Here is a 20,350-nt window from a genome sequence, read left to right on the forward strand (position 1 = left end):
CTTTCTTATGATTTAGCAAAATTGAAGCCAACTTTGCATTTGATACTCTCTTTTTACAGTTCTTACCAATTCTGTAGCGAAAATCCACATATTCTCTTAATCTAGGCTGCATCGTACGCTTTTAATGAGTCCTATTTTGAACAAGAAACCTCAAACCGCACTGATTCATGCACCAAGAAAAGCACCGCAATATATTTCTACTGTTCAACCTCCCCTGTTTCGTGCATCCACCATTATCTTTGAAGATACCAGTGCCCTATTTGATCGCCATTGGACCGATCCCTATGACTATAGTTATGGCACACATGGTACCCCCACCACGTTTACTCTAGCCGACCAGATTGCACAGATTGAAGGCGGTGAATATTGCCTGTTGGCGCCAAGTGGTCTTTCTGCGATTAATTTAGTGAATTCTGCCTTACTGGCACATGGGGACGAAGTTTGGGTTCCAGACAATGTCTACGGTCCAAACATGGAACATCTGCGTAATTTGGAAAAACGCTATGGCATACAGGTTCAAGTCTATAATCCTATTGACAGTGCTAGCTTTAACCCCTCCGACAAAGCCAAGCTACTTTGGTTAGAGGCCGCAGGTTCAGTCACCTTAGAGTTTCCCGATTTGGTTGGATTAGTACAAAAAGCTCAAGCACATCATATTATGACCGTGCTGGATAATACTTGGGGTGCAGGCTTAGCCTTCAATCCCTTTGATTTTTCCGAGCAGCATTTGTCTGTAGATATCAGTGTGCATGCTCTCACCAAATACCCAAGTGGTGGTGGCGACATCCTGATGGGTTCTGTAGTGACCCGAGATCTGCATCTGCACCATAAATTATTCCGTATGCATGCCATTCAAGGCATTGCGGTCTCAGGGGATGATACTGCACAAATTCAGCGGAGCTTGGCACATATGGCTCTGCGCTATGAACAGCAATCACAGTCCGCCTTAAAAGTGCTGCAATGGTTAAAGCAACAGCCTCAATTTAGCCAAGTATTACACCCGAGCGACCCCGATGCAGCAGGACATACATACTGGAAACAAGTCTGCACAACAGGAAAAAGCGCTGGTTTGGTCAGTGTCATTTTTAAACCTGAATATGACCTGCAAGCTGTGCGTCAATTCTGTGATCAACTGTCATTATTTAAACTGGGTTTTAGCTGGGGCGGCCCTATTAGTTTGGTGATGCTGTATGAGCTGAATCATATGCGTTCACTGCAGACTACACATTTACAACAAGGTTTATTGGTCCGTTTTTGCATAGGACTAGAACATGCAGACGATTTAGTCCAAGATATTCAGAACGCATTAAAACAGCTCGAATAAATTATAACAGGTGAAAAATGAGTACCCCGATTGTCGTTGCTAAAAAAACCACAGATACGACTCAAGATATTGTTTTATTGCCACAGTTTGCCAATCGACACGGCTTAATTGCAGGTGCCACAGGTACAGGTAAAACTGTGACACTCAAAGTCCTCGCTGAAAGTTTTTCACGCATTGGAGTACCCGTTTTTTTAGCCGATGCTAAAGGTGATGTCTCCAGTCTAGCGCAGGCTGGAAGCAGCAGCCCTAAGTTTGATGAGCGCCTTAAAAGTTTGGGCATCGACGCGATTCCTTTTGCAGCCTCACCTGTGGTGTTTTGGGATTTGTTCGGTGAACAAGGTCATCCTATTCGCAGCACCATTTCCGAAATCGGTCCGCTCTTATTGGCGCGCATGCTAAATCTGAACGATACACAAGAAGGCGTACTGGCTGCAGTATTTCGTATTGCTGACGATCAAGGCCTGCTGCTAATTGACGTTAAAGATTTAAAAACCATGCTGAGCTATGTCAGTGAACATGCGGCAGAATTTAAAGCCGAATATGGCAATCTTTCCCCTGCCAGTTTAGGCGCAATTCAGCGCAATTTACTGGCTTTGGCTGATCAAGGGGGTGATCAGTTCTTTGGTGAACCGAGCTTAAATATCCTCGACTTTATTCAAACCGATTCTGAAGGTCGCGGCTACATTAACCTACTGGCTGCCGATAAACTGATGAATACCCCCAAATTGTACGCCAGCTTTTTGCTGTGGATGTTGTCTGAATTGTTTGAACAATTGCCAGAAGTGGGCGATATGGACAAACCGAAACTGGTGTTCTTCTTTGATGAAGCTCACCTTTTGTTTGACAATGCCAGTGCAGCCTTACAAGAAAAAATTGAGCAAGTGGTGCGACTCATTCGCTCTAAAGGAGTGGGCATTTATTTTGTAACTCAGAGCCCCCTCGACTTACCAGAAAGCGTTCTGGGTCAACTGGGTAATCGTGTACAACATGCCTTACGCGCCTTTACCCCTAAAGACCAGAAGGCGGTAAAAACTGCTGCTGCAACTTTTCGCGCCAACCCTCACTTTGATGTTGAACAAGCCATTACTGAACTCGGAGTCGGTGAGGCACTGATTAGCTGCCTTGATGCACAAGGCATCCCACAAATGGTAGAACGTGGTTGGGTCATGCCGCCCTACTCAGCTTTCCATCCAATTTCTGCTGAGTTACGGCAATCTGTCATCGCGCAAAGTATCGTTGCGGGTGTGTATGAACAGCGTATAGACCGCGAGAGTGCCTATGAACGCTTACAGCAAAAAGTCGCCGACCGCCAACAACAAGCGATCCAAGCCGAACAAGATCAGCAACGCAAAAAAGAACAAGAGGCTATAGCCAAACAACAAGCTCGTGAACAGGAACGCCTAGCCAAAGAGCAACAAAAAGAAGCTGAACGTCTAGCAAAACAACGCGAAAAACTCATCCAAGATACCGTTGGCACTTTTGCCAAAAGTGCTGCACGCAGTTTAGGAGGATCTACCGGTCAAAAAATTGTCCGTGGCTTATTGGGTTCTTTATTTGGCGGGAAATAACCTGTTCTAGTAGTTAATACTGGCGTAACACCATCAGATTCGAAAGCCCTATTAACAACTACAGTCACTGCTCATCCATGCACAATGGTCTTGCCTCGATACAGCATCAATCTATAAGCAACTACATTGATCGTATTGACTTTGCATAATCCTATTTTTATTCCATAAAAAAAATAGGGTTTTGTGTTAAAAATAGATTGCAATTAAAAAACTAAAAATGTATTTTAAATACATCTTATAAATAACAGCCAAGTGAGATCTCGATATGACTCCGCAGCAAATAGAACTCGTAAAAGCAACTGTCCCTGTCCTACGTGAAAACGGTGTCGCATTAACCAGTTATTTTTATAACCGTATGTTAGGCAACAATCCTGACTTAAAAGAAACTTTTAATATGGGGCATCAACGTAGTGGTGCTCAGGCTCAGGCATTGGCTGGTGCAGTATTGGCATATGCAGAAAATATCGAAGACCCTTCTGTACTCCTACCGGTGGTTGAGTTAATCGCGCATAAGCATGTCAGCCTCAACATTCAGGCACCGGACTACAGTATTGTCGGTGAGAACTTACTGCACTCGATTAGCGAAGTGCTCAATATTTCAATGGAAGATCCATTAATTGGAGCTTGGGCGGCTGCGTATGGTCAACTGGCAGATTTGTTTATTAGCACTGAAAAGGCAATCTACGATCAACACCAACAAACCCAGGGCAGCTGGTTAGGGTGGCGCAACTTTAAAATCGCGAAAAAAGTGGTTGAAAGTGATGAAATTACCTCTATCTACTTCGCCCCTGTAGACGGCGGTGCTTTACCGCAATATGAAGCAGGACAATATATTTCCGTACGTGTATTTGTGCCTGAGCTGGGCTTAAAACAACCCCGTCAATACACGCTGTCTACCAGCCCACAGCAAGACTATCTTCGTATTTCGGTCAAGCGTGAAGCGGGCAATGGTGCTGACATTGCTGAGGGCTGGGTATCGAATACCTTACATGGTTTAGATGTAGGTGCAGAAGTCGAAATTTCAGCACCAACGGGTAACTTCTACTTAATTGATAGCAAGAAACGTAATGTATTTATTAGCGGTGGTGTAGGCTTAACCCCAATGATTGCCATGCTGAATCAATTGGTGACTGAAGATGTGCCACAACCGGTAACTTTCTTGCATGCTTGTCGTAACAAACACGTACATGCCATGAAACAACATTTGAAAGATGTTGCAGACAAGTATCCACGAATTACCTTGTTTACCGCATATGAATTCCCTGAAGCGGACGATGTCTTGGGAGAACATTACGATGCAGCAGGACGCCTTGATTTAGCCACGGTTGACGCCGCATTACTTCCAAGCAATGCAGATTACTACCTCTGTGGTCCTATGCCATTTATGGCGGAACAACACAAAGCGCTTGTGGCTCGCGGGATTAAACCTGAACAAATTCATAGTGAAGCATTTGGTACAGGCGGAGTTCGTCTCTAAGCCATCTATCGCATGCGTACCTTATAAGGCTAGTCTATGTTAGACTAGCCTTATCTATTCATCTCAAAAAAAGATGAGCACAATCATGCAGCTAAATAAATTTACCGATTATGCCCTGCGCATTCTGATGTATATTTCGCGTCCGAGAGACAGTGCCTATACCATTGCGGAAATTGCCGCCGACCTCAAAGTATCACAAAACCATTTGGTCAAAATTGTGCACTTTATGGGTAAACAAAACTGGTTAATCACCACACGTGGCAAAGGCGGTGGCATTCGCCTGAACCCCGATGCAGTTCATCTTAAAGTTGGTGAAGCTGTCAGAACCCTACAAGGTGAAAATCCTATTGTTGAGTGCAACAACCCACCTTGTGTACTCAGAAGCAATTGTGGTCTTAAAAGTATTCTAGATCAGGCACTAGAACAGTTTTATCAGCACTTAAACCAATACACCTTAGGTGAAGTGCTGGAACGCTCCAATGCCAAAACCAACAAGAGCATCAATAGCGGCATTGAACTCCTGAATTTGTAAGACTTTACTCCCATGAGAGGAAAATTCGCGTGTGTGGTCGACTTCCTTTATACTAGGCACTTGAAAAACAGTGAATGAAGTTGAGCTATGCATCACAGCAGAGGAAAATCAAAAAACAGTAAAACCGCGCAAGCGCCCAAGCAGAAGATCAGCTATGAAAAAAAGATGGATCCTGCGATTACTGAATATGCTGTACGCGCACTCAACTGGCTCCGTAAAGCCGAATTTTTAATGAGTGCCCCAAAACTCAATCTGTGTGTGGAAGACACGGGCTACGAAATTGCCTTTGCAGGTCGTTCCAATGCCGGTAAATCCAGTGCGATTAATGCCCTAACCAACCAAAAACAGCTGGCACGTGCGTCCAAGAAACCTGGTCGCACCCAGATGATTAACTTTTTCAGTTTAGGCAATCCTGATCAACGCTTGGTTGATTTACCGGGTTATGGTTATGCCGCTGTACCCGAAGCCATGAAAATTGTCTGGCAGAAAGAACTCGAAAATTATTTAATTCATCGTAAAAGTTTACAGGGTCTGGTGTTATTGATGGATATCCGCCATCCCTTACAACACTTTGACGTTATGATGCTGGAATGGGCCTACTCACGTAAATTGTTTGTCCATGTGCTATTGACCAAATCGGATAAAATGAACCGTGGGCCTGCCAACAAAGCCTTATTAGAAGTCAAACAGCAATTGAAAAAAATGAAGCTCGACTTCTCGATTCAATTGTTCTCGTCTTTAAACAAGCAAGGCCTAGAAGAACTTGCCAGTATCATGGGTGGACGTTTGAATTTCACCCTAGAACAATCAGTAGAGTTTGATCTTGCCCTGATTCCTGAAGCCGAAGCGGATAACGCTCTAGACGATGAGCAAGATCAGGCGTTTGAAGATGCCGAGCATGCAACATTTGCTGCTGAAGAAGTTAGCGCAGATGAATCAGCGCAAACACCTCAACAGGATTAAGCTCGATTAAACACCGTCTATTCATCATGAATTGACATTGAAATGTCCCGCATTGCTAATCACATTGCGGGACATTTTTTTCATACTGCCTTGACGCATGAAAAAATGCTGAGGACAGCATAATGAAACACTTACAACGACTAAAAAAATCAAAAATGGCTTCTTCGATTGCCTACCGCATTCAACCACGCAAAGTGAAGTTTGAATGGCTCAACACCCCGATTGACTGGATACCTAAACAGCCTTTTGTCAGTTATTTTATTAATGAAATTAATATGATCCTACCGGCGGGTGAGTTTTGGTTTTGCCGACTCTACAATAAAGTCCTACCGCAAATTCAAGATGAAAAACTCAAACACGATGTACAAGCTTTTATTCGCCAAGAAGCCATGCATGCACAAGCACATAATTCTGCCAACAAAGAGTATTTAAGCGAACGCCAAATTGACATTCAACGCAATCTGAAACTGATGGATTTCCTGTTTGGAAAATTACTGGCCGACCAACCCCTAGGTTTATCCATTCCAAAACCATTACAACATCAGTGGGATTTGTTCCGATTGGGGGTTGTGGCCACGGTAGAACACATGACCTGTGTTTTGGGTCAATATGCGCTTTACAATACCGAGTGGCAAAAGCATGGTGCCGACCCTGCAATGCTCGACTTAGTGAAATGGCATGGTGCTGAAGAAATCGAGCATCGTACTGTAGCATTTGATTTATATCGCCATTTAGGTGGTGGTTATTTGGCGCGTTATTATCTCAGTGTTCTGGTAATTATTGTCGTACTGGGGTTATGGGTCGATGGTGCAGCACACCTCATGCGACAAGATCCACGCTTCCAATCCATACGCCCTGCTGTTTATAAGCCTTGGATCTGGCGCGAGTGGTACAGGATCTCACAACAAAATAACCGCTTACTGCCCAATCCATTATGGCTGATTTCACAACAATTGGGCTATCTCATGCCTTGGTATGATCCGGTGCATGAAGCCAAAACGGAAGATGCGATTGCCTATTTAAATCAGTCCCCCGCGGCACTACGTGCCATACTTAAAGTCGCTTAACCACCATGAAGCTCGCAATCCAACAAAAAGCAGGCTGAATTCACCTGCTTTTTTACTCATGCAAAAAGCCACTTTTCACATGAGTTCGCCCCTATGCATCCTCATCTCAGTGTATTGACCCTTGCGGTTCTCAACCTTCAAACATCGCTGGATTTTTACTGCCAAGGACTGGGCTTTAAAAGTAAAGGCATTATTGGACAAGAATATGAAAATGGAGCGGTTGCTTTTATTGAACTGCAATCTGGTTTAAAACTGGCGCTGCGGCCTCAGCAGAGTTTAAGCCTAGACTCAGACCTACCCCCCCTCTGTCCGACTGAATCTTCACAGGGGCATCATCTCTGTTCAGCGGCAGAAGTCGATGCCATTATGTCCCTACACAGAGGTGCCACAACGCCCAAAGCCAGACAAAGCAGTTTATACAGTGGATATACAGCTTATTTTTAAGACACTGAATGCATCACTGGGAGAGGGTCTAGAATCCATGTTGGAATACAGTTTAACTGGTCGATTCAACTTTCGAATCTTGAGTATAACGATCCACCACCACACTAATCATCATATCGCCTTGTACATTCACCACAGTGCGCACCGTATCAAGCAAACGATCAATCGGCAGTAAAATCGCAATCGCTTCAGCAGGCAAGCCCACCGATTGCAGCACCATAATCATGGTGACCATGCCAGCACTGGGAATCCCAGGTGCACCTAGAGAAGCAATCATAGCGGTTAAACACACAATAACTTGCTGCCCCAGACTTAAATCTAGCCCCATTAAATTTGCAACAAATAAGGCCGCAGCCGCTTCATACAATGCTGTGCCATCCATATTCAACTGTGTCCCTAAGGGAATGACAAAACCAGCGGTTGCAGGATGTACTTTCAGATTTTCCTGCGCACACTTGAGCGACAAAGGCATGGTGGCAGAACTGGAACTGGTCGCAAATGCGGTAATCAACGCAGCTCGCGTACCTTTAAAGAAAGTTACAGGGTCCATCTTGCCAAAAATCCATAACAGTAACGGCAGAACCACAGCACCATGGAAAATGGTGGTTCCGGTCACCACCACTGCAAATTCAGCCAGACGGCTCAATACAGAAAGGTCTTCCGTGGCAATCAGCTTGGCTAACAAGGCAAAAATTCCCAGTGGTGCCAGTTTCATAACCCAACGAATCATCAACATCATGATTTCAAAGAACTGTCCTGCAAGCTGACGTACCGCTTTAAAACGCTCTCCCCCATGGACCAAGGCCACCCCTATCAACAAGGCAAAAACCACCACTGCCAATACATTGCCCTCAGCAAAAGCTTTAAACGGGTTGATCAGTGTATTTTGAATAAAATTGGTGAAAAAAGAGGATGGTGTAAGGGTATCAGGCGTTTGATAGCTATTGATCGCATCCTGAAACAGTGCAATATCCACGCCTTGCCCGACATCGAATAAATGCGCACAGCCTATGCCCAAAATTAACGCCAAGGTGGTGGTGGTAACACAACAGGCTAAGGTAATTTTCCAGACACGCCCCAACTGCCCGCCCGCTTGCAAATTGGACACCCCCACGACAATCGAACTAAAAATTAATGGGATCAGCAGCATTTTAAGCAGACCAATAAAAATGCTGCTCATGATGCCGAGGGCATAAAGACTGTTATCAAAAAAACCACTATTGGGAAATAAACTCAGTAAAAAACCACAGGCAATCCCCATAATTGCAGCAATCAAGATTTGGGTATTCAGGCTCATATCTGGCGTAATTTTATCTTTTAAAGTCACACCACTATGGCATATCTTCAATACAAAAATCGACTGATATTGTCCCGAATATGTTGCGGTGATTTGGATTTAGGCCATAAAAAAAGCCTCATTCAATAGAGGCTTTTAAGGTCGGTGATTTATTGCGTTTCAATTTCTCTGAGCCGAATCAAACCTTCTTGGGTGGTACTACACACCAACTCGCCATTTTGCCACATACGCCCAAAATTCAGTCCACGGGAATTCGCACTCACCGTAGCATCCATGTCATACAGCATCCAGTCATCAACCCGGAAAGGTTTATGGAAATACATGGCATGGTCAATACTGGCACACTGCAAACTTGGTGATAACCAGCTCAAACCATGTGGACGTAATGCCGTGGTCATTAAAGTAAAATCCGAATAAAAGGCAGCAATCGCCTGATGCAGTGAAACCTCATCCACATCGGGCGTTATGCGGTCATGGGTACGAATATAGTGGGCATAAGACGGCGCAGCAGGCTGCGGCTGATAGGGATTGGCTGGATCAATCGGGCGAATCTCGACATGACGGTCGCGCATAAAGCTGGCACGCACATTTTCCGGCACAAATTCCACCATCATTTTTTTCAGTTCCGCTTCCGATTTCACCTGCATCGGTGCTGGATAGTCAGGCTCCTGAATTTGGTAATTCAATCCTTCTTCTGGCTGTGCAAAAGACACCATGGCCGTGAAAATGGTACGTCCATGCTGAATGGCGTGGACTTGTCGGCTGACAAAACTCTTGCCATCTCTTAAACGATCCACTTTATAAATAATGGGCGCATTCACATCGCCTCCAAATAAAAAATAAGCATGCAAGGAATGCGCTGGACGATCCGCTGTATACGATGCGGCACGTAAGGCCTGCCCCAAAACTTGCCCACCAAAAACACGCTTACCCACTAAATTACGGCTTTGCCCCCGAAAAATATTCTCTTCAATTTTTTCAAGGCTAAGGAGTTCAACCAACTCTTGAGTTAAGGCATTCATAGGAGACCCGCTTTAAATTTTATACACACCGGTAAAAACGGTGTTGATTAGAAAGACGATAGTGTATTCACTCTAAACCTATATTACATAAATCTTGACCAATCCCCTAGAGATTAATTGACCGAGCTGTCACTGTAATTTTCAAATTTTATTGCTAAAAATATGTGGTTTAACGCTAGAATCTTGGCATAAGTAGTAAATTTGTCAGAAAATGACATCTCGTTTTTGATTACAATTACGCAGAATCATTTCCCCTTCGCATTTTGGGGCTTCGTACCGTATTAGGAGTGTTTATGTCCAAGCGTGGCTTTGGTCAAATGTATCGTCAGCTTTCCAGCAAGCTACTAGACCTTGTGGTAACCCCTCATATTTTGGGTGAAGTACCCAGCAACCCGACAACTCCTAATCGCAGTGAAGACGCCCATGTTGCAAACAGCGCAACACAAAAAGTGGTGTGCTATGTATTACAAAACTATTCGCGTAGTAATGCCTTGGTGGTCGATGGTGAAACCCGCCGTTTAAAGCTGCCTGCTGCTTTAGATTCGCTGCTGATTGGTGAACATAAAGAAAAAGCTTCGATTTTGTTTTTACAACATCATGACGAGCAAAACCTTCTCAATCCACCACCCAACACATTTCCACCGCGTCTATTACGTTTAATCGACTTGCTGGAACAGCATCCTGAACTCGATATTGAACTGGTGCCTGTGACGGTGCTGTGGGGACGCTCACCCGACAAAGAAGATTCTTGGTTTAAGCTGTTGTTTACCGACACATGGGCCACCCCAAGCCGCGTTAAACAGATGGTGAATATTGGTTTACATGGGCGTGAATCTTATCTGGAATTCCACGAAGCGCAATCCCTACGTGACTTGATCCAGTACGCGAAAACCACCCATCCAAATTTATCGCCTGCGACCTATATTATTAGCAGTCTAAATAACTATCTGGATGCCCAGCGCGAAGTAGTGCTCGGTCCTGACTTGTCAGACCGCCGTAATGTCATGCATAGCCTGATTAAGGCACAAGATGTGCAAGATGCAATTCGTCGTGAAAGTATCCGTAGCAAAATTAGCATGCTGGAAGCGGAACGTCGTGCGATTGGCTATTTAAATGAAATCGTATCGGACTATTCTTCTTCTGCGGTACGCTTTGCCGACATGGCACTGACTCGCTTATGGACCCAGCTCTATGACGGCGTGGAAGTACATAACTTCAGTACCGTGCGTGAACTGGCAAAAGAATACGAAATTATTTACACCCCATGTCACCGTAGTCATATCGACTATCTGTTGCTGTCTTATGTGATTTATAAACGTGGTTTGATGGTGCCGTACATTGCGGCAGGTGATAACCTGAACATGCCATTTGTGGGGCAATTACTGCGTGGTGGTGGTGCCTTCTTCATTCGCCGTACTTTCCGTGGCAATGGTTTATATACCACGGTATTTAAAGAATATTTATACAGCATTTTATCTCGCAACACGCCTTTGGAATACTTCATTGAAGGTGGGCGTTCGCGTACGGGCCGCTTATTACCTGCAAAAACAGGTATGCTGGCTATGACCGTACATAGTCACTTGCGTGGCCGTGCCAAGCCGATTGTGTTTGTGCCGACCTATATTGGTTATGAGCGCCTCATGGAAGGCTCAACCTACGTTGGCGAAATGCAAGGCAAACCGAAAGAAGCAGAATCCGTGTTGGGGATTTTAAAAACCTTACGCAAAATTGAACGCATCTTCGGTAAAGTGCATGTCAATTTCGGTGAACCTGTATTCTTGGATGACAAGCTGAAAGCCTTCGGTGCGGACCAGATTCGCATTGAAAAGAATGACGATCCAATTCCAAATGAAGTGTCCGATGCAGTGAACAGTGCCGCGCATACCATTTTGGAAAACATCAACCGTGCCGTAGTCATTAACCCAGTGTCGTTGCTGTCGCTGATTTTGTTGGCAACACCAAAACATACCTTGGATGAAGAGCTGTGCATTAAACAGTTAGATGCTTACCGCAACTTGCTGACTGCACTGCCTTATGACGAGCGTACACAAGTTACACCGCTCTCTGGCAAAGAAATTATTGCCTATGGCTTGAAACTGAAACTGATTAAACGTGTGCAGCATGTGCTGGGTGACATCATTGCCATTGAAGACAATCAGGCCGTATTACTTACCTATTTCCGCAACAACATTGTGCATGCCTTTGTGTTGCCATCATTAATTGCGGCATTGGTCGAACACAATGGCACCATCAAGCGTCATGATTTATGTAATGTGATTCGCACGCTTTATCCTTTCTTGAAAGCTGAACTGTTCCTGAAATGGGATGATGAAGGTCTGAAAGCGCAAATTGCGGCTTATACTGATGCCTTGATTCAAGCCAAATTAATCAGTGAAGATGCAGAAGGACATTTAATTTCTCCTGCGCCAAATAGTGAAGATCACAACCAGCTACTGGTGCTGGCAGGTCCTGTCATGCAGAGCCTTGAACGTTACTACTTAACTTTGGCACTCATTACACAACGTGGTTCTGGCAATATCTCAACGCGCCAAGTAGAAGAGTTGAGCCACTTGGTGGGTCAACGCTTGTCGGTCTTATATGAATTCAATTCGCCTGAATTCTTTGATAAAGCCCTGTTCCAAGGATTTATCCGTGTTCTGACCCAGCAAGGTTATATTGCAACCAATGCCGAGGGTTCGATTGTGTTTGATCGCAACTTTAGCAATATTGCTGAAAACGCCAATTTGGTGCTGGATGATGTGACTTTACAAATGTTGCAGCACATCACTACCTTTAGCGATGAAGAGCTAAAACAGGTGTTAGATGCAGTTGCCGCACAACAAGCGAAACGTCGTTTGAAGCGTAAGAAGAAGTAATTTTTTAAAAAGCATAGGTATCTACAATTGGTAGATACCTATGCTGTATAGATAACAATAAAATTTGAATCGATTTTTGAATAATCATCATTATGTTAAATGGCATATTGTTTAATAGGAAATTTAAAAATATTGATAATAAATCTATTACCTAAAAGATAAATTTTCCTTTATATATGCAGAATTTTTGTCATTATTAATGATTAATCTATCAGTATAAATTTCTTGCATTACTTTGATTAATTGGTGTTTTTCTTCTCCCTTTAATGGAAGTTCATTTGGATCTAAAACTATTTCACCAGCTAAAGTCATATTGAAATGTAATTTTTAAATCTTCTTTCATACTCTTGTATGATAAAAAAGTATAATACTGCCCTATTGAAAATCTCATTTTTCCAAAATCGGTTTTGATAGGTAAACCACCATAAAAATTTATAATTTGGGTAGCTACTTGCATACATTTTTCTGATGAAATATTTCCATTATACTCATTAATCGAGATATTCATTAAAACATCACTTATTTCATTTATATCACCAAGATTTTCTATAATTTCATATAGTTGATCAGCGATATGCACTATGTTTTGATTAGAAAAAAAAGGGGAAGGATTCCAAACATGTCTAAGTAATGTTTGAATCTTTTGTGTGTGATACATATTAAAAATTTCTCAAAAAATATTATACGGAGGATTCCTCTCTCAAAACAAGGGCTTTAATTTTTACGGCTTTTTCAAAATGATCTAATTTATGTTGCATGATCCACCAAGTTGCGGCTTCCATTAAAAGTTCAGGATTATCATTCTTATTTTTAAAAAAGGCATAGAAAGATAAACCCACGCTATCTCCCTTTTTTTGAATTTTCTCATTACATCCACTGATAAATAGTTCTCTTAGCTCTTTTCTCATATTTTTAACTTTTCCTAAAATTAGCATAAAAATTTACCAGAATGCCTTTTACATTACTTTTCACATTCAACGAACATTTTCCAAAAATTTCATTCAACAAATTACAAAATATTCTTCACTGACTCTTTACCAACAACGCTAAATAATCCTGAAAACAATCTGGATGCTGTAATTCAAAATCCAACTGTTGCATATTCGAAGCATAAATCTGTTTGCCTGAAAGCTGCTCACTCTCTAAGGTCAACTCAGGTAAACCGAGTTGCTGCTGAAACCATTGAATAATTTCATGCAAAGGAATCGGCTGATTATTACTCACAATATAGGAACGTTTTGGATGTTCCACGTGAATCAAATGCGCTAAAAATCGAGCTAAATCCTCAATGTGAATACGATTACTATAATGGATCTTCGGATATGTTGTGGTCTGCTGTGCCAGTTTTATCATCCGCGCCACCGAAGCTCCGTAAATGCCTGTTGGTCGAATAATAATACTTTGTTCAGGATAGGCGGCTTGCCACAGTAACTCCATCTGACGCAGAATTTCGCCTTGTGCATCCACAGGTTTTGGCTCAGTGTTATCATCAATGCGCTGCCCTGCCTGTTCTCCATAAACCCGGGTTGAAGACACAACAATGACTTTCTGGACGGGATGATTTTTCAAAGCCTCAAGCATGGTTGGAATCGCATCGACATAGGTCTGCTGGTAGCCTTGAACATCACTGGAGTCTGGTGAAAGCAATACATAAACCACATCTACAGGTGCAAGCAGGCTCAAATCTAGCTGGTGAATATCTTGTATCAGATGCGTGGCAAAATCCTGCGGTTTGGCAGAACGACTAATTGTGGTAATTTGGTGGCCTTGTTGAAATAATTGTTTAGCTACCCGTTGAGATGTTTTACCATAACCTATAAATAAAATATGCATTTAGCACCTAATGACGCACTTTAGTTGAGGGGACATGGCTGCAGTCCAGCAATTGCAAGGGGTTGGAAGCGCCTCTGCTGCTTTACTTGAAAAACTCAATATTTTCACCACAGATGATTTACTGTTTCATCTGCCACGTGACTATGAAGATCGTAGCACGATCATTGCCATGAACCAATTAGAGGTTGGGCGGAGCTACCTGCTTGAAGGCACGGTGAAATCGGTCGACTTCCCTCCTGGCAAGCGTAAGTCGATGGCGATTTTACTGGATGATGAGCTCGGTAAGGTAACCTTACGTTTTTATCACATCTACAAGGCTTTGACCGATCGGGGCAAAGTCGGCAATCGTTTACGCGTCTTTGGTGAAGTGCGTGTCGGTGCACGTGGTTTAGAAATGTATCATCCTGAAATTCAGCTGATTACCGAACACACCCCGCTACCGAAAACCCAACTCACCGCCATATACCCTGCGACCGATGGACTCACTCAACCCAAACTGCGTGAATATGTCAAACAAGCCTTAAAACAGCACAGTGATGATTTACCCGAGTTATTGCCGCAGAAATTCACCAATGGCTATAATCTCCAGCAAGCCTTGCACTATATTCATGAACCGCCTGTCGATGCCAATATGCTGCAACTGAGCCAAGGCTCACACCCAGCGCAGCAACGCCTGATTTTTGAAGAGCTGGTGGCACATCAAGTTAGTCTGCTGACCCGTCGCGCCTATATTCAGCAAATTGCCGCGCCCTCTTTTGCCAGCAGTAAAACCCTCGCCAAACAGTTATTGGCAGGTCTGCCCTTTAAAATGACCGCAGCCCAGAAGCGCGTATCAAAAGAAATCTCTGATGATTTAAAGCAGAACAAACCGATGCTTCGTTTGGTTCAGGGCGATGTTGGGGCAGGTAAAACCTTGGTGGCAGGTATTGCAGCCTGTCACGCCTTAGAGGAAGGCTGGCAAGTGGCCCTGATGGCACCAACCGAAATTCTGGCAGAACAGCATTATTTGAATTTTAAACGCTGGTTTGAACCACTCGGACTGAACGTGGCATGGCTCTCAGGCAAGCAAAAAGGCAAAGCCCGTGCATTGGCAGAGCAACAGATCCAACAAGGCACAGCGCAACTGGTGATTGGTACACACGCACTATTTCAAGACAGTGTGGCCTTTCATAAACTCGGTTTGGTGATTATTGATGAACAGCACCGCTTTGGGGTTGATCAACGTCTCGCGCTCAGAAATAAAGGTGCACAGCAGACCACACCGCACCAGTTGGTGATGACCGCCACCCCGATTCCACGGACTCTGGCCATGTCGGCCTATGGTGACTTAGATACATCCATCATTGATGAGTTGCCTCCAGGTCGAACCCCGATTCAAACTGTGACCATTCCACTCGATCGACGTGAAGAAGTCCTGCAACGCATTGCGACCAATTGTGCTGAAGGCAAACAGGCCTATTGGGTCTGCACACTGGTGGAACAATCAGAAACACTGGATGCCCAAGCCGCTGAAGCCACCTTTCAAGAAATTCGGGAACGCTTCCCCGAACTCAATATTGGCTTGGTGCATGGCAAAATGAAAGCCGATGAAAAGCAAGCCGTTATGCAACAGTTCAAAGACAATGCGCTACAACTGCTGATTGCGACCACGGTGATTGAAGTTGGGGTCGATGTCCCGAATGCTTCGATTATGGTGATTGAGAATGCAGAACGACTCGGTTTATCACAGTTGCATCAGTTACGTGGTCGGGTTGGCCGTGGCGCCAAAGCCAGCTTCTGTGCCCTGCTGTATAAAAATCCACTGTCGCAAAATGGGCAAGAACGGCTACGCATCATGCGTGAAACCAATGATGGCTTTATCATTGCAGAAAAAGATTTAGAAATTCGAGGGCCTGGAGAGCTTTTGGGCACCAAACAAACTGGTGATATAGGCTTTCGTGTCGCCAAACTGGAACGCGATGATCACTTGCTTAATCAAGCCCATTATGTGGCACAGCAGATCTTGAAAGATTACCCAACCCAGGCCGACGCATTGCTGAAGCGCTGGCTGCCCGAGGCGCCACGTTATGCCTATGTTTAAGCCATGGCTCACACCTGCACACAACTGGCTACAAGCCCGATTACCTTGCCAACTCTGTGGCCTCTCAGGCGGGGTGCATGCGAGTGTTTGTGATGATTGCTGGAAGAGCTTGCCTTGGTTCAAACAGCACATCCAACGTCAGGAAATCGAAATTCAGGTCGCATGCCATTATGCCTACCCGTTGGATCGCGTGATTCAGCAATTTAAATATCAACAACAATTGCATTTTCAGCGCATGCTGAGCGGCATGTTGCAGCAACTGGAATATCGGCAGATTCAGGCGATTGTACCAATGCCCATTTCAACTCAGCGTTTAGCGGAGCGTGGCTATAATCAAAGTGTGATTTTAGCCAAAGCCCTTGCTCGGCATCTGAATGTCCCCGTATGGCAACCGATTCAACGTCAGCATCAGCATTCACAAAAAGGCTTAAGCCGTTTGGAACGACTGGATCAGATTGAACAACAATTTCTGATTGCCCCCAGCAACACGCTACGCTATCGCCGTGTGCTAATGCTAGATGATGTGGTCACTACAGGCAGTTCACTCAAAGCCTTAAACACTGCTTTAACTGAACTGGGATGTCGTAAAGTTGAAGCCGCGTGTATCGCTGCGGCTCGAACCTGATCCTAATACCATATGCCAATCTGGTATTCCCATCTTAAGCACGTGAAGTGAGATATTCTCTGACCCAAGGCATCACGATTTCTCGGGTTAAGGGAGCTAACGGTGTGACCTGATCATCAAGATCAATCCATTTCATCTCTGCAATTTCAGCGGCAATCTGCGGCTCACGATCTAACTGCAACCAAAACAAATGGCTAATTAACACATGATCTGGCTCATTGGCAGCCGCTGTTTCAAATTGCCCCACATATTGCAACGAGTGCGCCTGACAAGCAATTTCTTCCTGAATTTCACGAACAATGCAGTGTTCAGGTGCTTCATTCGGCTCGAGCTTGCCACCGACCTGCATAAAAAATGCGGTATTTTGCTTACGCACCAATAACAACTGCTGTTGATCATTCAAGACAATCCCAGCAGCAACGGTAATTGTTTTCATCAGCCGTGCTTCACCAAATCCTGTTGCTCACACATCCCCCATTTCGGTGTCGGTGCGGTAAACATTTCAAATTGTTCTAAAATCGCTTCAACCGAGGTTTCTGCAATTAAGCTCTGGTTAAAACGAGAATGGGTAAAGCCCTTTCGGGTGGTTAAATCAATAAACTTTAACAAATCATCATAAAATCCTTCGACATTTAAAAATGCGCAAGGCTTAAGATGAATACCTAACTGAGCCCAAGTCCACTGCTCAAAAATTTCTTCTAAGGTGCCAGCCCCGCCCGGTAAGGCAATAAAGCCATCCGACAGTTCCGACATTTTGGTTTTACGTTCATGCATATTTTTCACCACATGCAATTCCGTTAAATGCGGATGGGCCAGTTCACGATCCACCAAAGCATGAGGAATCACCCCAATAACTCGCCCACCCGCCTGTATGGCACTATCGGCAATCACGCCCATCAGTCCCGAGCGACCACCACCATACACCAATGTTTTACCCTGCTGTGCTAAGGTACACCCCACGTGACGGGCTGTTTCTAAAAAAATTGTATCTGTACCAACTGCTGAACCGCAAAAAACTGCAATAGAATGTGTCATTGTTTCACCGTGTTATGATCTTGTCATGCCGCGAAAGTAAACTAGATGGAGATTTTTTCATAAAATAGCAATCCGATCAGTGTTTTTCATGAAATCCTTGTCTAAAATACACCCATCGATTTAACCCATACTGCGCAAGGGAGAAAAGACATCCATGCTTGAAGCCTTTTACGCCACAGAGCGCGGTAGTTTAGAAGACGCCACCATTAATGGAGGCTTCGATCTACACCCCGAACTGGTCTGGGTCGACCTGATTGCGCCTTCACAAGAAGAACAGCAATGGGTACTCGATGCCTACGACCAGAACTTGCCGACTTTAAAGTCTTTGGAAGACATTTCCTCTTCTGCCCGATTTTACCGTGATGACGATGGTATTTTGCATATCAGTACCTATTTTTTAACGAAAAATAAAAACTATCAGGTGGATGGCGAAGCTGATGACAACGCCAGCATTTTAGCCACGGTACAAACGGTGGCCTTTATTTTACATAAAGAACGTCTGTTTACCCTGCGTGGTGAAAAACTGGTGGCATTCCGGGCTTTTCGTGCCCGTGCACGTCGCAACGACTACGAAATTGACTATAAAGACCCCACGTGGGTTCTATTGGGCTTATTAGAAGCCAAACTGGATGAGCTTGCGGATATCTTGGAAGATATCCACAAGGACTTGGAAAAGTATTCCACAGAAGTGCTGAATAACCGTCATCGTGAACAGATTCTCGATCTGGACGACATGATTACCCGACTGGCACAACTCGAAGATATGTTAGGTAAAGCACAACTGTGTTTAATTGACTTACGTCGCGTCCTGACTTTCTTGGCCCGTCCACGCGCCTTAGGCAGTCATATTTATGATGCCGATATTCGAGAGCTCAGCGAAGATGTGCGCTCACTGGTGGAACATGATGCCTTCTTGTTCCAAAAAGTCCGCTTCTTACTCGACACCACATCCGGCTTCATTAACACCGAACAGAATGACACCATTCGTCGCTTCTCGATTTTACCGAGTATGCTTGCACCCCCTATGTTGGTTGCCAGTATCTATGGTATGAATACCGATGTGCTGCCTTTTGCTCACGGCACCACCAGTTTTATTGTGGTCAGTTTAATTATTGTCGGTTTCTTTATTGGACCGCTGATTTACTTCCGCTGGAAAAAATGGATTTGAGTCTGCTTTCAAGCTAGGCGCAAGAAATATGCGTTTATTTGATGAATGCCCATTTGCGAAGTACATAAAAAAAGCACCGCCATTGCGGTGCTTTTGCTTTAGATGATCTGTAAATCATCCTGTAGATGACAGGCTTGAATAATCTTCATCATTTTTTCTGGCACGGCCTTAAAGCGCAGCCCACGCGCCTGCGGGGTTTGACGCAACCAACGCACCAACACCGCCAGAGCCAAAGTACTGCCATGCTCGAGCTGGGCCAAATTCACCACCAAAGGCAATTGCTGTTGTCGAATAATCGCTAAACCTTGCTGATAATATTGTTCAGCGTTGGCGTAATCAATTTTACCCACAACCTGCATTTCCTGATCAATCAGATTAATCACCTAGCACCTATCTTATTTTTTCTTGTTAACCGCAGCATCTGCATCTGGTTCAAAGTTCGCGATGGCTTTATCTAAATCACCGCCATTACGTTTAACTGTTGCCGCAAACTGGTTACGGAACTGTAAACCTAAATCAATCCCCGACACATTGATGTTACGGATTTTCCACTGACTACCCTTGTCGGCCAACTGGAACGAGACTGGAATCTTCTCACCCTTGTTATTAAAATCAATGGTAACCACTGGATTGGCACTGCCCGTCGCTTTGTAAGGACGTATCGTGTAAGTCTGGTTACTAAATTTCGCAAAAGCACTGCCATAATTTTCAATCAGTGTTTCACGGAAATTCTTTTCAAACTTGGCACGTTGCGCAGCAGTACTATATTGATTGGTCGCATAAGTTCCCATCACAATACGGGTAAAGGCCTGAGAATCGACATAAGGATCTAGGTTTTGACGCACAATCATCTTAACCGCAGCGGGGTTATTTTGCAGCTTGGCATGATCTGCTTGTAAACGACCAATCAAACCATCCGCGACACGCTTAATAAATGCTGGAGGTGCTTCAGCTGGTGCAGCAAATGCAGTTCCTGCAATCATTGTAGATAAAATGCTTGCCGTTAGTGTTTGTTTAAACAACGTATTCACTCTAAATT

Annotated in this window: 21 protein-coding genes; 11 read left to right on the top strand and 10 right to left on the bottom strand. The window is 44.2% G+C overall.

Annotation, left to right across the window (positions count from 1 at the left end; genetic code table 11):
- Positions 1-136: 136 nt before the first annotated feature.
- The 7 genes from ACX17N_RS06115 to ACX17N_RS06145 all read left to right on the top strand — a co-directional run bounded on the left by ACX17N_RS06115 (position 137) and on the right by ACX17N_RS06145 (position 7,375).
- Positions 137-1,324, top strand: coding sequence for a PLP-dependent transferase (locus tag ACX17N_RS06115; RefSeq protein WP_458891665.1), 1,188 nt, complete (start codon positions 137-139; stop codon positions 1,322-1,324).
- 17 nt (positions 1,325-1,341) lie between these two features.
- Positions 1,342-2,892, top strand: a complete 1,551-nt coding sequence (locus tag ACX17N_RS06120; protein ID WP_458891666.1) for a helicase HerA-like domain-containing protein — start codon at positions 1,342-1,344, stop codon at positions 2,890-2,892.
- Between the two features lie 265 nt (positions 2,893-3,157).
- Positions 3,158-4,369 carry an NO-inducible flavohemoprotein gene (hmpA, locus tag ACX17N_RS06125; protein ID WP_458891667.1) on the top strand — a complete coding sequence of 404 codons (1,212 nt, stop codon included), beginning with the start codon at positions 3,158-3,160 and terminating at the stop codon, positions 4,367-4,369.
- An 85-nt stretch (positions 4,370-4,454) separates the two neighbouring features.
- Positions 4,455-4,901, top strand: a complete 447-nt coding sequence (locus ACX17N_RS06130) for an RrF2 family transcriptional regulator (protein ID WP_458891668.1) — start codon at positions 4,455-4,457, stop codon at positions 4,899-4,901.
- A gap of 87 nt (positions 4,902-4,988) precedes the next feature.
- Positions 4,989-5,864 (top strand): ribosome biogenesis GTP-binding protein YihA/YsxC, encoded by an 876-nt coding sequence (yihA, locus tag ACX17N_RS06135; protein WP_458891669.1) that lies wholly within the window; start codon positions 4,989-4,991, stop codon positions 5,862-5,864.
- A gap of 122 nt (positions 5,865-5,986) precedes the next feature.
- Positions 5,987-6,931, top strand: coding sequence for a metal-dependent hydrolase (locus tag ACX17N_RS06140; RefSeq protein ID WP_458891670.1), 945 nt, complete (start codon positions 5,987-5,989; stop codon positions 6,929-6,931).
- A 93-nt stretch (positions 6,932-7,024) separates the two neighbouring features.
- The gene (locus tag ACX17N_RS06145; RefSeq protein WP_458891671.1) at positions 7,025-7,375 is read left to right on the top strand and encodes a VOC family protein; all 351 of its coding nucleotides are present in this window, start codon (positions 7,025-7,027) and stop codon (positions 7,373-7,375) included.
- A gap of 52 nt (positions 7,376-7,427) precedes the next feature.
- On the opposite strand, the gene ACX17N_RS06150 is transcribed toward ACX17N_RS06145, so the two are convergent.
- Positions 7,428-8,672 (bottom strand): dicarboxylate/amino acid:cation symporter, encoded by a 1,245-nt coding sequence (locus tag ACX17N_RS06150; protein WP_458891961.1) that lies wholly within the window; start codon positions 8,670-8,672, stop codon positions 7,428-7,430.
- Positions 8,673-8,821: 149 nt separating this feature from the next.
- Positions 8,822-9,694: an acyl-CoA thioesterase gene (locus tag ACX17N_RS06155; RefSeq protein WP_458891672.1), complete on the bottom strand. Its 873-nt coding sequence runs from the start codon at positions 9,692-9,694 to the stop codon at positions 8,822-8,824.
- Between the two features lie 293 nt (positions 9,695-9,987).
- Here ACX17N_RS06155 and plsB point away from each other — a divergent pair, with 293 nt between their 5' ends.
- Complete coding sequence (plsB, locus tag ACX17N_RS06160; RefSeq protein WP_458891673.1) at positions 9,988-12,570, top strand: glycerol-3-phosphate 1-O-acyltransferase PlsB; 2,583 nt, start codon at positions 9,988-9,990, stop codon at positions 12,568-12,570.
- Positions 12,571-12,717: 147 nt separating this feature from the next.
- Here the strand turns inward: plsB and ACX17N_RS06165 are convergent, their stop codons facing one another.
- The 4 genes from ACX17N_RS06165 to ACX17N_RS06180 form a co-directional block, all read right to left on the bottom strand.
- Positions 12,718-12,882: a hypothetical protein gene (locus ACX17N_RS06165; protein ID WP_458891674.1), complete on the bottom strand. Its 165-nt coding sequence runs from the start codon at positions 12,880-12,882 to the stop codon at positions 12,718-12,720.
- Positions 12,866-13,228, bottom strand: coding sequence for a hypothetical protein (locus ACX17N_RS06170; protein ID WP_458891675.1), 363 nt, complete (start codon positions 13,226-13,228; stop codon positions 12,866-12,868). The genes ACX17N_RS06165 and ACX17N_RS06170 overlap by 17 nt, the downstream gene beginning before the upstream one ends.
- A gap of 22 nt (positions 13,229-13,250) precedes the next feature.
- Positions 13,251-13,478 (bottom strand): DUF6500 family protein, encoded by a 228-nt coding sequence (locus ACX17N_RS06175; RefSeq protein ID WP_241626563.1) that lies wholly within the window; start codon positions 13,476-13,478, stop codon positions 13,251-13,253.
- Between the two features lie 115 nt (positions 13,479-13,593).
- Positions 13,594-14,403 (bottom strand): SDR family oxidoreductase, encoded by an 810-nt coding sequence (locus ACX17N_RS06180; protein ID WP_458891676.1) that lies wholly within the window; start codon positions 14,401-14,403, stop codon positions 13,594-13,596.
- 34 nt (positions 14,404-14,437) lie between these two features.
- On the opposite strand from ACX17N_RS06180, the gene recG reads away from it, so the two are divergent.
- Together recG and ACX17N_RS06190 are read left to right on the top strand one after the other, a co-directional pair.
- Entirely contained in the window at positions 14,438-16,483 is a 2,046-nt protein-coding gene (recG, locus tag ACX17N_RS06185; RefSeq protein WP_458891677.1) for an ATP-dependent DNA helicase RecG, read from the top strand.
- Entirely contained in the window at positions 16,470-17,108 is a 639-nt protein-coding gene (locus tag ACX17N_RS06190) for a ComF family protein (RefSeq protein WP_458891678.1), read from the top strand. Before recG ends, ACX17N_RS06190 begins: the two co-directional genes overlap by 14 nt.
- A 34-nt stretch (positions 17,109-17,142) precedes the next feature.
- On the opposite strand, the gene ACX17N_RS06195 is transcribed toward ACX17N_RS06190, so the two are convergent.
- Both ACX17N_RS06195 and ACX17N_RS06200 read right to left on the bottom strand, forming a co-directional pair.
- Positions 17,143-17,544, bottom strand: coding sequence for an NUDIX hydrolase (locus tag ACX17N_RS06195; protein ID WP_458891679.1), 402 nt, complete (start codon positions 17,542-17,544; stop codon positions 17,143-17,145).
- Positions 17,544-18,143, bottom strand: coding sequence for an LOG family protein (locus ACX17N_RS06200; protein WP_458891680.1), 600 nt, complete (start codon positions 18,141-18,143; stop codon positions 17,544-17,546). Before ACX17N_RS06200 ends, ACX17N_RS06195 begins: the two co-directional genes overlap by 1 nt.
- A gap of 154 nt (positions 18,144-18,297) precedes the next feature.
- Between ACX17N_RS06200 and ACX17N_RS06205 the strand changes: the two genes are divergently transcribed.
- The gene (locus ACX17N_RS06205; RefSeq protein ID WP_458891681.1) at positions 18,298-19,311 is read left to right on the top strand and encodes a magnesium and cobalt transport protein CorA; all 1,014 of its coding nucleotides are present in this window, start codon (positions 18,298-18,300) and stop codon (positions 19,309-19,311) included.
- A 98-nt stretch (positions 19,312-19,409) separates the two neighbouring features.
- Here the strand turns inward: ACX17N_RS06205 and ACX17N_RS06210 are convergent, their stop codons facing one another.
- Complete coding sequence (locus ACX17N_RS06210; RefSeq protein WP_458891962.1) at positions 19,410-19,670, bottom strand: STAS domain-containing protein; 261 nt, start codon at positions 19,668-19,670, stop codon at positions 19,410-19,412.
- Between the two features lie 36 nt (positions 19,671-19,706).
- The gene (locus ACX17N_RS06215; RefSeq protein ID WP_458891682.1) at positions 19,707-20,342 is read right to left on the bottom strand and encodes an MlaC/ttg2D family ABC transporter substrate-binding protein; all 636 of its coding nucleotides are present in this window, start codon (positions 20,340-20,342) and stop codon (positions 19,707-19,709) included.
- Between the last annotated feature and the right edge of the window lie 8 nt (positions 20,343-20,350).

The organism is Acinetobacter sp. GXMZU3951 (assembly GCF_054457875.1).